This window comes from Marinitenerispora sediminis (assembly GCF_003336425.1).
GTDB classification, from domain to species: domain Bacteria; phylum Actinomycetota; class Actinomycetes; order Streptosporangiales; family Streptosporangiaceae; genus Marinitenerispora; species Marinitenerispora sediminis.
The window spans coordinates 42,810-54,327 of the sequence record NZ_QEIO01000015.1; the positions used below are offsets into that span (position 1 = coordinate 42,810).

Sequence of the window (11,518 nt, forward strand, 5' to 3'; positions counted from 1 at the left end):
ACCCTCCACCGACGACGGGAGAAACGACGTGATCCTGGTGACCGGCGCGACCGGGAACATCGGCCGCGAGCTTGTACGGCAGCTGCACGCCGAGGCGGCCGTGCCGCTGCGCGCCCTCACCCGCGACCCGGCGCGGGCCGCGTTCCCCGACGGGGTCGAGGCGGTCGAGGGCGACCTCGCGTCGGCCGCGTCGCTGAAGCCCGCCCTGGAGGGGGTGCGGTCGCTGTTCCTGATCCCGGGTGCCGGAGCCGAAGCCGAGATCATCGAGGCCGCCCGGCACGCGGAGGTGCGGCACGTCGTCCTGGTGTCGTCCATCACGGTCCAGACCCATCCGCACCTGCCCGCCACCCGGACGAACCTGGCCGCCGAGCGGGCACTGCGGGACAGCGGCCTGGGCTGGACGGTCCTGCGGCCGACCCAGTTCGCGTCCAACGCCCTGTGGTGGGCGGAGTCGATCCGCGCGTACCGGACGGTGCACGCGCCTTTCGGCGACGTCGGCCTGCCCGCCATCCACCCGGCGGACATCGCCGCCGTGGCGCGGGTGGCCCTCACCGAGCCGGGACACGAGGGGCGCACCTACCCGCTGACCGGCCCGGAGCGCGTCACGCCGCGGGAGCAGGTGGCGGCCATCGCGGCGGCGCTCGGCGAGGCGGTGTCCTTCGTCGGTATCAGCCGGGAGGAGGCGCAGCGGAGCATGGCCGCCTTCCTCGGGCCGGAGACCGCGGACGCCGTGCTCGACCTGATGGGCGGGGACGTCAACGACGGCCTGCTGGCCGTCCACGACACGGTGCCCTCGGTGACGGGTACCCCGGGGCGGTCCTTCCGGGAGTGGGCGGCGCAGAACGCGGAGGCCTTCCGGTGACAGCAGGCGAGGGAATGCCTGTACACCGCGTCCCAGATCCCGCCTAGAGTTCTCCACCATGGACACTCCCACCGCGTTCGCCGTGGCCGCGAACCTGACCTCGTGGGCGCTGTTCGCCTCCACCATGACCGCCGGAGCGGACCGCGACCGGCGCATCGCCAGGGTCGGGGAACTGCTGAAGCGCAACAGCGCGGAGCTCACGGAGATTCGCCGGAGCGCCGCACTGGCATCGGACCGGACCGAGGACTTCGACCGCGTACCCGGACGCCATCCCGCGACCCGGCTCCGAGGGCGGGCCGCGCCCACGCTGCGCGCCGCACACCAGCGCGCGGGCCGCCGGAGCGCACGCCCGCGGTGAGGGCCGCGGGGCTCCGCGGCGCCCGCCCTCCGGCAGCGGTCACCGCCCCCGGCCCCCGGTACGGCGCGGTGCGGCGCGCGCGGCGGCGTCCGCCGCTGCTGGGTCGGAGCGCCGGAGGCGCGCCGTCAGTAGCCGTAGCGCCGGCGGGCCGGAGCTGTCAGCGCGGACACCACCATCCGGTGCCGGAGAGCCAGACCACCCCGCCACGAGGCGTCCTCGCGCACCGTCACGGGACCGGTGGTGAAGCGCATGGGGTTGCCGGAGACCGTGTGGGTGCGCGACAGCGACGCGGTGCCGTCGGCCCCGATCGGCAGCACGCCGTCATGGCCGACGAACTCGGCGATCCCCGCGAACTCCCGCGCGGGGGCCGCCGCGAAGTCCTCGTAGCGCACCCGCCGGGTCGGCACCCCGCGCCGCGCGAGCGACGCCAGCACCGCGTTCTGCGCCATCCACTGCACGGCGGTGCGGCCGGGAGAGTAGCGGGCCATCTCCTGCTCGGGGCTGGTCGCGGTGGCGTCCGGCCGGCGCATCCGCTTGGTCCAGGAGTGCGCGACCGCGCGCGGGTCGCGGACAACGTGCAGCACCCGCATCCGCCGGCCGTAGCGGTGCCAGAGGCAGGCGGCGAGGGAGGCGTGCTTGCTGGCATCCACCACGGTCCGGCAGCCGCTGACCTGCGCGATGGCGGTGTACAGCTGGTCGTACAGCGCGGTGTAGCGCCGCAGCGCGGCCGCGAGGGCCTGCGGGGGGTCGTGCCGGAGCAGGGCCGGGACGTACCGGGTGCGGTCCACCGAGGCCCGCAGGCCCAGCGCGTCGCCCGGGTCCAGCCGGTCCCAGCCGCCGAACGCCGCCGCGCCCACCCGCCGCCAGAACTCGCAGTCGCCGAACGGCGCGCCGCAGCCGCAGAGCTCGTCGTCGACCAGGCTGCGCCGCCACATGTGCACGACCTCGCCGACCGAGCAGACCCCCGGGAGTTCGCCGAGCAGTCGCTCGATCAGCGTGGAGCCGGAACGGCCGATTCCACCGACGAAGACCAGCTGAAATCCGTCCACGGACCACCACACTAGTACGCACGGTGATCGATCTGTGACATGACGCGAGCGCGCGGCGGCCTCCGTGGTGCTGCCCGGGCACCGCCGCGCGCTGGCGGACCGGCTCAGCTCGCGCGGACGACCATGCCGGCGCCGACGGTGGCGTTGGTGCCCTCGTCGATCAGGATGAAGCCGCCGGTGAGCCGGTTGCGCTTGTACTCGTCCACGAACAGCGGCTGGGTGACCCGCAGGTTGACCCGTCCGATCTCGTTGAGGGCCAGCCGTCCGGCCGCCTCGTCGCGGTGCAGGGTGTTGACGTCCAGCCGGTAGTGCAGCTCGCGCACCAGCGCCTTCGCGGTGCGGGTGGTGTGCTTGATGACGAGCTTGGAGCGCGGCGTGAGGTCGCGCGCCTCCGACATCCAGCAGACCATCGCCTCGACGTCCTGGGTGACGGTCGGCCGGTTGTTCGGCCGGCAGATCATGTCGCCGCGGGAGATGTCGATGTCGTCCTCCAGCAGCAGCGTCACCGACATCGGCGCGTAGGCCTCGGCGACCTCTCCATCGGCGGTGCGGATGCCGGCGATCCGGGTGTTCAGTCCCGAGGGAAGGTGCACCACCTCGTCACCCGGCTTGAGCACGCCGCCGGCCACCTGGCCCGCGTAGCCGCGGTAGTCGTGCAGCTCCAAATCGTCGGCGCGCTGCGGCCGGACCACGTACTGCACCGGGAAACGCACGTCGATCAGGTTGCGGTCGGAGGCGATGTGCACGTTCTCCAGGTGGTGCAGCAGCGAGGGGCCGTCGTACCACGGGGTGTTCAGCGACCGCTCCACGACGTTGTCGCCGTGCAGCGCCGAGATCGGGATGAACGCGAGGTCGGCGACGTCCAGCCGGGTGGCGAACGCCGAGAACTCCCGCTTGATCTCCTCGAAGCGCTCCTCGGCGTAGTCGACGAGGTCCATCTTGTTCACCGCCAGCACCAGGTGCGGCACCTGCAGCAGGGTGGCCAGGAACGCGTGCCGCCGGCTCTGCTCCTGCAGGCCCTTGCGGGCGTCCACCAGGATGATCGCGAGGTCGGCCGTGGAGGCTCCGGTGACCATGTTGCGGGTGTACTGGATGTGGCCCGGGGTGTCGGCGATGATGAAGGTCCGGCGCGGCGTCGCGAAGTAGCGGTAGGCGACGTCGATGGTGATGCCCTGCTCGCGTTCGGCGCGCAGCCCGTCGGTGAGCAGTGCCAGGTTGGTCTGCTCCTCACCGCGCGAGCGGCTGGTGCGCTCGACCGCGTCGAGCTGGTCTTCGAGGATGGACTTGGAGTCGTAGAGCAGCCGGCCGATCAGGGTGCTCTTGCCGTCGTCGACGGAACCGGCCGTGGCGAAGCGCAGGATGTCAGTGCTCATGTGCGGGTATCCCATACGTCGAGAGGAACGGGCGCGGAGGCGGGCGGCTGGTCGGAGCGGGCTAGAAGTATCCCTCGCGCTTGCGGTCCTCCATGGCGGCCTCGCTGGTGCGGTCGTCGGCGCGGGTCTGGCCGCGCTCGGTGATCCGGGTCGCCGCGATCTCCGCGATGACCTCGTCCAGCTCCACGGCCGTGGAGCGGACCGCGCCCGTGCAGGTCATGTCGCCCACCGTGCGGTAGCGCACGCTGGCCTCGAAGACCTCCTCGTCGTCGTCGCGCGTGACGAAGGGGGTGTCGGCGAGCAGGATGCCGTCGCGTTCGAAGACCCGGCGGCGGTGCGCGAAGTAGATCGAGGGCAGCTCCAGCCGCTCGCGCGCGATGTAGCCCCAGATGTCCAGCTCGGTCCAGTTGGACAGCGGGAAGACCCGGATGTGCTCGCCCTGGTTGATGCGGGTGTTGAAGACGTTCCACAGCTCCGGGCGCTGGCTCTTGGGGTCCCACTGGCCGAACTCGTCCCGGAAGGAGAAGACGCGCTCCTTCGCGCGCGCCTTCTCCTCGTCGCGGCGGGCACCGCCGAAGGCGGCGTCATGGCGGCGGTCCTCCAGCGCCTCCAGCAGCGCGGCGGTCTGCAGGCGGTTGCGGCTGGCCCAGCGGCCGGTCGGCTCGGTGACCTTGCCGGCGTCGATCTGCTCCTGGACGGAGGCCACGACCAGCTCCACCCCGGCCTCGGCCACCCGGCGGTCCCGGAACTCCATGACCTCGGGGAAGTTGTGGCCGGTGTCGACGTGCATCACCGGGAACGGGATCCGCGCCGGCCAGAACGCCTTCTCGGCGAGCCGGAGCATGACGATGGAGTCCTTGCCGCCCGAGAAGAGCAGCACCGGCCGCTCGAACTCCGCGGCCACCTCGCGCATGATGAAGATCGCCTCGGCCTCCAGGACGTCCAGCTGCGAGAGCTGGTACCGCCCCGGGGCCGCCTGACTCGCCTGACTCATGTATCCCGCCTCACACTCGCGACGCCCTCCCGGTCCACCGGGAGGCTGTCCCTCCCGTTCGCCACGGGAGCGCTGCTCCCCGTTCACGCCACGGGAGCACTACTCCCCGTTCACGCCACGGGAGGCTTTCGCGGGAACCCGGTCAGGCTCCCGCGTGTGGATCGGCGCTGTTCAGGTCCGCGACCTCGCGGACGCTGGCCAGCAACATACTCGACAATTCCGGTCGACAGACAAGGATATCTGGCAGTGACGGATCGACCTCGTTGTAGGTCAGCTTCGAGCCGTCGATGCGTGAGGCGTGCAGGCCGGCGGCATGCGCGACGGCCACCGGCGCCGCGCTGTCCCACTCGTACTGGCCCCCGGCGTGCAGGTAGATGTCGGCGATCCCGAGCAGCACCGCGCAGATCTTCGCGCCGGCCGACCCCATCGGCAGCACCTCCGCGCCGAGCTGGGTCGCGAGCCGCTGCACGAACTCCGGCGGCCGGGTGCGGCTGGTGGTGATGCGCAGCCGCTGGTCGGAGGGCCGCTCCTCGGGAAGCCACGGCGGGTCGACCGTGGAGAGGGTGCTGCCCTGGGCGGGCAGCGACACCGCCCCGGCCACGAGTTCACCGTTCTCCCACAGCGCCACGTGCACGGCCCAGTCCCCGCGGCCCGCCTCGGCGAACTCGCGGGTGCCGTCGAGGGGGTCGATGATCCACACGCGCCGTGCGCTCAGCCGGCGGCGGTCGTCGACGCCCTCTTCGGAGAGCACGGCGTCGCTGGGCCGCAGCCGCTCCAGCGCGGAGAACAGGAACTCGTGCGAGAGCCGGTCGCCCAGGGTGCGCAGCACCTCGGGTTCCTCGAAGCCGTGCCGGTCGCGGAGCCGCAGCAGCTGCTGCCCCGCCTCCGTCGCGAGATCCCGCGCCACCTCATGATCGTTTCGGATGCTGCTCACCAGACTCAGTATGCTCCCGCCCCACGGACCACCGCTGACCACGTCTTCCAGAGGATCTGGACGTCGAGGGTCAGCGACCAGTTTTCCACGTACCGCAGATCCAGGCGGACGGATTCCTCCCACGAGAGATCCGCACGCCCGCTCACCTGCCACAGCCCCGTCATCCCGGGTTTCACCACCAGCCGGCGCCGCACGTCGTACCCGTACTCGGCCACCTCCTCGGGCAGCGGCGGCCGCGGGCCCACGAGGGACATGTCCCCCAGCAGCACGTTGGCGAGCTGGGGAAGCTCGTCCAGTGAATACCGTCGCAGCCACGCACCCACGGGTGTCACCCGGGGGTCCCGCCGCATCTTGAACAGCACACCGTCGTGCTCGTTCCGGGGGCGCAGCACCGCTCTGAGCGCCTCCGCACCGACGACCATGGTACGAAACTTGTAGAGGGTGAACTCGGCTCCGTCCCGCCCCACACGGGTCTGGCGGAACAGCACCGGCCCGGGTCCACTGGCGCGGACCAGCAGCGCCAGCACCGCGAACAGCGGGGCGAGCAGCACCAGGGCGGCCGCCGCCGTGACGCGGTCGAACAACTCCTTCACCACCCGCCGCACACCGGCGAGCTCCGGGTGCTCCACGTGCAGCAGCGGCAGCCCCGCCACCGGGCGGATCGACGTGCGCGGACCGGCGACCTCCATCAGCGCCGGAGCCACCGTGAGGTCCGTTCCGCTCTTCTCCAGCTGCCAGGCCAGCCGGCGCAGCTCGACCCCGTCCAGCTCGGGGCAGCTCAGGATCGCCACGGTGTCCGCGCCGGTCACCTCGACCACGTCCGGCACCGCCGCGAAGTCGCCGTAGACGGGCCGGCCGTCGACCTCGTCCAGACCACCGTCCGCCTCGTCGCACTGGTCGACCGGCAGGCAGACGCCGACGACGTTCATCCCGTGGTAGGGCTCGCGCCGGAACTGCCGGATGAGGTCGCGGGCGCCGTCGCGGTACCCCACCACGATGACCTGCCGCATGCACGCCCCGGACCGCCGGCGGCGGTGCAGCCGCTTGCGCAGCGCGTAGCGCAGCGCCAGGCTGAGCAGCGTCAGCAGCGGGAGCGCCACGATGACGTAGCCCCGGGCGACGTCGATCTTGGTCGCGTAGGCCGCGATCGCCACGAGGGCGGTCAGCGCGACACCGGCGCTCAGGACCCGGCGGAACTCCTCGGTGCCCACGCCGATGAACCGCCGCTCGTACCCCCCGGCCACCGCCACGGCGACCACCCACAGCAGGGGCAGCAGGAAGGTGGCCAGCAGGTACGGCGCCACCGCGGGGGTCCCGATCGCCTCGGCGAACCGGACCCGCACCGCGAGCAGTCCGGCGGCCGCGGCGGAACCGAGGTCGACGGCCGCCATCCCGCGCACGTAGGCCCTGGTCCACGCGAGCGGGGCCATCGGTCTGGACCGTGCTTCCCGGGCACCGGTCTGCACGCCGCTGATGACGGCCATACTCTCCCACCCTCGACTCCCGACGCCCTCTCCCCGCCTCGCGCGCGGGGCGCACCGGCATGCCCACAACGGACATGCCACACCGAAGGCACCCAGCCTCCGCGGCGGTGAACTGATGACGAAAAAGGCGCAACGCGACCTGACGCCGTGAATAGTAACTAAAGGTAGCGCGCAAGTCGCGTAACGTGACGCAGAGTGATCAGTAAAACCCGTAAGGACGGTGAAAAGCGGATTTCTGCGACCGCTCGGCCGCAACGGGCACCCGACGGTGGACCTCCCCAGCCGCCAGCCCGACGGCTCCGGGGCCACGGCACCGCGCGCCGGCGCGCGTCAGCCGGCGGTGTGGTAGATGAGCTGCGCCTTCTCCAGGCCCTCGGTGAGCACCGTCTCGACGGCGTCGGCGGCGCGCTCGATGTTGAGGTCCAGCTCCTTGCGCTCCGCGGTGCCGAAGTCCTTCAGCACGTAGGCGGCCGGGTCCATCCGACCGGGCGGGCGGCCGATTCCGAACCTCACCCTGATGTAGTCCGGGCCCGACAGCGAGGTGGTGATCGAGCGCAGCCCGTTGTGCCCGCCCGATCCGCCGCCGCGCTTCAGCTTCAGCGCGCCGTAGGGGATGTCCAGCTCGTCGTGGATGACCACGATGCGCTCCGGGGGGACCTGGTAGTACTGCCGCAGACCGGCGACCGGTCCGCCCGAGAGGTTCATGAAGGTGCGCTGTTTCGCGAGGACCGCGCGGGGGCGTCGACCACCATGAATCCGGCGTTGTGCCGGTTACCGGCGTACTTCGGACCCGGGTTGCCCAGACCCACCACGAGCCACCACTCGACGCTCACATCGCCCTCCCGGTCGGGCCGCCCCTCCGGAGACGCGGACGCGTGGCCTCCCAGCAGGCGGCTGAGGAGACCACGCATCGGTTCGGTTCGCTCTCCGTGTTCGCGGGTGCGGAACGGCCTACTCCGCGGACTCGGCCGGAGCCTCGGTCTCGGCGGCCGGCTCGGCGGCCTCCGCCTCGGCCGGGGCCTCCTCCGAGACGCGCTCGGCGGCGACGGTGAGGATGATCGTCTCGGCGTCGGTCACCAGCTCCGTGCCGGTGGGCAGCTTCAGGTCGCCGGCGGTCACGTGCGCGCCCGCCTCCAGGCCCTCGACGTCGACCTCGACGCCCTCGGGGATGTGGGTGGCCTCGGCCTGGACCTCGACCTGCACGAGCTCCTGGTTCAGCACGCCGCCGGGGGCGACCTCGCCGGTCGTGGTCACCGGGATCTCGACCGCGACCTTCTCGCCCTTCTTCACGACGAGCAGGTCGACGTGCTCCAGGAAGCCCTTGATCGGGTCCCGCTGCACGCTCTTGGGAAGCGCGAGGTTGTCGCCACCCTCGATGCCGTCCACGCGCAGCAGCACGTTCGGGGTCTTCAGGGCGAGCATCAGGTCGTGACCCGGAAGGTTGATGTGGCGCGGCTGGGTGCCGTGGCCGTAGAGGACGGCCGGCACCTTACCCGCGCGGCGAGCGCGACGTGCGGCGCCCTTACCGAACTCCGTGCGCGGCTCGGCAGCGATGCGTACCTCGGACACGACAAAACTCCTCGGGATCATCCCCGCTCGACGGGGAACACGACTTCTCTGGAACCACTCCCGCATGGGCGGGGAACCCCGAGTTCACGGGGAACGCAACCGCGCCGGGCCACATTGAAAGTGCACGCGACCAAGAGGGACGAGCCCCACACAGACGCGGGACACTCGTTCCAGTCTAGTGGGTCTTCGGACAGGTCCGAACACGGCCGACAGGCCCGACGGCGCCGCGCTCCGCCGGGCCGGGCCGGGGCCGCTAGCTGGCGCCCTCGAACAGGCTGGTCACCGAGCCGTCGCTGAACACCTCGCTGATGGCGCGCGCCAGCAGCGGGGCGATGGTCAGCTGCGTGAGCTTGTCGAACTGGCGCTCCTTGGGCACGGGCAGCGAGTTCGTGATGACGACCTCGGAGATCCGCGAGTTCTGCAGGCGCTCCGCCGCCGGGCCGGAGAGCACGCCGTGCGTCGCCGCCGCGATGACCTTGTCGGCACCGTTGTCGAACAACGCGTCAGCGGCCTTCACGATGGTGCCGGCGGTGTCGATCATGTCGTCGACCAGCACGCAGGTGCGGCCCTCGACCTCACCGACGACCTCGTGCACCTTGACCTCGTTGGCGACGTCGGGGTCGCGGCGCTTGTGGATGATGGCCAGCGGCGCGCCGAGGCGGTCCGCCCAGCGGTCGGCGGTGCGGACCCGGCCGGCGTCGGGCGAGACCACCGTGATCTCCGCCGTGTTCACCTGCGAGCCGACGTAGTCGGCCAGGATCGGCAGCGCGAAGAGGTGGTCGACCGGCCCGTCGAAGAAGCCCTGGATCTGGTCGGTGTGCAGGTCGACCGCCATGAGCCGGTGCGCGCCGGCGGTGCGGAACAGGTCGGTCATGAGGCGGGCCGAGATCGGCTCCCGCCCGCGGTGCTTCTTGTCCTGGCGCGCGTAGCCGAGGAACGGCGTCACCACGGTGATGCGCTTGGCGGACGCCCGCTTGAGCGCGTCCACCATGATGAGCTGCTCCATGATGGACTCGTTGATCGGGTCGGAGTGGCACTGGAGGACGAAGGCGTCGCAGCCGCGCACCGACTCCAGGTACCGCACGAAGATCTCGCCGTTGGCGAAATCCTGGAATCTCGTCGGGGCCACGTCCACACCCAGGTGCTCGGCCACCTGCTCCGCCAACTCGGGGTGGTTGCGCCCCGAGAACAGCATGAGCTTCTTCTGACCCGCGGCCTTCTTGCCGGTCACTTGTCGATCTCCCCCAGAACTACCGGTCACTGGCTTCCTCGGCTCCCTTCGCACGCTCCGCGGCCTCGGCCGCGGGCGTTCCGGGCCGCTTGCGCAGCACCCACCCCTCGATGTTGCGCTGCCCGCCGGCCGAGACCGCCAGGGCGCCGGGTGGGACGTCTTCACGGACCACGGTGCCGGCGCCGGTGTAGGCCCCGTCGCCGACCCGGACCGGCGCGACGAACATGTTGTCGCTGCCGGTGCGGGCGTGGTCGCCGATCGAGCTGCGGTGCTTGTTGACACCGTCGTAGTTCACGAAGACCGACGACGCGCCGATGTTGACGCCGCGGCCGATGTCGGCGTCGCCGACGTAGGTGAGGTGCGGGACCTTCGACCCCTCGCCCACCGTGGAGTTCTTCACCTCGACGTAGGTGCCGATCTTGGCGCCGCGCTCCAGCGCGGCCCCCGGCCGCAGGTAGGCGTAGGGGCCCACGGAGCACTCGGGGCCGACGACCGCCTCGTGGGCGACCGCGTGCGAGATCCGGGCACCCGCCCCGACCTCGGTGTCGCGGAGCAGCACCCCCGGGCCGACGTGCGCGTCCTCCCCGATCCGGGTGCGCCCCTGGAGCTGCGTCTGCGGTTCGATGACGGAGTCGCGGCCGACCGCCACCTCGGCGTCGACCCACGTGGTGGCGGGGTCGACGATGGTGACGCCGTCGCGCATGAGGTCGGTGAGCAGCCGGTCGTTGAGGAGCCGCCGCGCCTCGGCGAGCTGCACGCGGTCGTTGACGCCCTGGATCTCGACCCAGTCGGCGGCGGGGGTGGCGTCGACCCGGTGGCCGTCGCCGCGCAGGATCGCGACCGCCTCGGTGATGTACTCCTCGCCCTTGGCGTTGTCCGTGGACAGGCGGCCGACCACCTCGGCGAGCAGGGCGCCGTCGAAGGCGTACATCCCGGAGTTGATCTCGTCGACCGCGCGCTCCTCCTCGGTGGCGTCGGCGTGCTCGACGATGCCGGTGAAGTCGCCCGACGGGCCGCGCACCACCCGGCCGTAGCCGGCGGGGTCGGGCACCCGGGCGGACAGCACGGTGACGGCGTTGCCAGCCGCCTCGTGTGCGGCGACCAGGTCGGCCAGGGTCCGGCCGCGCAGCAGCGGGGTGTCGCCGTAGGCCAGCACCACGGTGCCGGAGAGCGCGACGCCCTCCTCGCGGAGCGCCTCGACGGCCATGCGCACGGCGTGGCCGGTCCCGTTCTGCCGGTCCTGCACGGCGGTACCGACCTCCGGTGCCACCCGCTTGAGGTGCCCGGTCACCTGGTCCCTGCCGTGGCCGACGACCACGACCGTGCGCTCCGGACCGAGTTCGGCCGCGGCGGCCAGGACGTGGCCGAGCATGCTGCGTCCGCAGATCTCATGGAGGACCTTGGGAAGCCTGGACTTCATACGGGTGCCCTCGCCCGCCGCGAGGACGATGACGGCAGCCGGGCGGCTCACGCTCACTGGCGGAGACTCCTCGAATCGCTGGCGGATGACTGGATCGGCGCGCGGGGATCGGACGCCGACGTGGGTGCCGGCACCGCCGTGAGCTGCCCGCGGGCACGCGAACAGACGCGACTTCCGAGGCCGACATGGGCAGCATACATGTGGCCTGTGAGCCGGGCGGGGGCGGTGAGGGGTCCCCGCGGAG

The 11,518-nt window shown here is 71.9% G+C and carries 10 protein-coding genes and 1 pseudogene; 2 read left to right on the forward strand and 9 right to left on the reverse strand.

From position 1 onward, the window contains the following. The first annotated feature begins 28 nt into the window (after positions 1 to 28). Together DEF28_RS04550 and DEF28_RS04555 are read left to right on the forward strand one after the other, a co-directional pair. Positions 29 to 862 carry an SDR family oxidoreductase gene (locus DEF28_RS04550; RefSeq protein ID WP_114396640.1) on the forward strand — a complete coding sequence of 278 codons (834 nt, stop codon included), beginning with the start codon at positions 29 to 31 and terminating at the stop codon, positions 860 to 862. 58 nt (positions 863 to 920) lie between these two features. After that, complete coding sequence (locus DEF28_RS04555; RefSeq protein WP_114396639.1) at positions 921 to 1,220, forward strand: hypothetical protein; 300 nt, start codon at positions 921 to 923, stop codon at positions 1,218 to 1,220. Positions 1,221 to 1,345: 125 nt separating this feature from the next. Here DEF28_RS04555 and DEF28_RS04560 read toward each other — a convergent pair whose 3' ends face one another. From DEF28_RS04560 to glmU, 9 genes and pseudogenes are all read right to left on the reverse strand, one after another. Then, a complete protein-coding gene (locus tag DEF28_RS04560) occupies positions 1,346 to 2,269 on the reverse strand; it encodes a sulfotransferase (protein ID WP_233515085.1) in 924 nt (307 codons plus the stop codon). Between the two features lie 104 nt (positions 2,270 to 2,373). Continuing rightward, positions 2,374 to 3,642, reverse strand: coding sequence for a sulfate adenylyltransferase subunit 1 (locus DEF28_RS04565; protein WP_114396638.1), 1,269 nt, complete (start codon positions 3,640 to 3,642; stop codon positions 2,374 to 2,376). Between the two features lie 61 nt (positions 3,643 to 3,703). Then, a complete protein-coding gene (gene cysD, locus DEF28_RS04570; protein ID WP_114396637.1) occupies positions 3,704 to 4,636 on the reverse strand; it encodes a sulfate adenylyltransferase subunit CysD in 933 nt (310 codons plus the stop codon). 142 nt (positions 4,637 to 4,778) lie between these two features. Next, on the reverse strand, positions 4,779 to 5,570 hold the full coding sequence (locus DEF28_RS04575; RefSeq protein ID WP_114396636.1) for a 3'(2'),5'-bisphosphate nucleotidase CysQ: 792 nt from the start codon (positions 5,568 to 5,570) through the stop codon (positions 4,779 to 4,781). A gap of 5 nt (positions 5,571 to 5,575) precedes the next feature. Further along, positions 5,576 to 7,054, reverse strand: coding sequence for a sugar transferase (locus DEF28_RS04580; RefSeq protein WP_114396635.1), 1,479 nt, complete (start codon positions 7,052 to 7,054; stop codon positions 5,576 to 5,578). Between the two features lie 330 nt (positions 7,055 to 7,384). Next, a pseudogene (pth, locus tag DEF28_RS04585) lies at positions 7,385 to 7,965 on the reverse strand (aminoacyl-tRNA hydrolase). A 40-nt stretch (positions 7,966 to 8,005) separates the two neighbouring features. After that, positions 8,006 to 8,623 carry a 50S ribosomal protein L25/general stress protein Ctc gene (locus DEF28_RS04590; protein ID WP_114396633.1) on the reverse strand — a complete coding sequence of 206 codons (618 nt, stop codon included), beginning with the start codon at positions 8,621 to 8,623 and terminating at the stop codon, positions 8,006 to 8,008. Between the two features lie 253 nt (positions 8,624 to 8,876). Next, positions 8,877 to 9,854 (reverse strand): ribose-phosphate diphosphokinase, encoded by a 978-nt coding sequence (locus DEF28_RS04595; protein WP_114396632.1) that lies wholly within the window; start codon positions 9,852 to 9,854, stop codon positions 8,877 to 8,879. A 19-nt stretch (positions 9,855 to 9,873) separates the two neighbouring features. Then, entirely contained in the window at positions 9,874 to 11,331 is a 1,458-nt protein-coding gene (glmU, locus tag DEF28_RS04600) for a bifunctional UDP-N-acetylglucosamine diphosphorylase/glucosamine-1-phosphate N-acetyltransferase GlmU (protein ID WP_114396631.1), read from the reverse strand. Between the last annotated feature and the right edge of the window lie 187 nt (positions 11,332 to 11,518).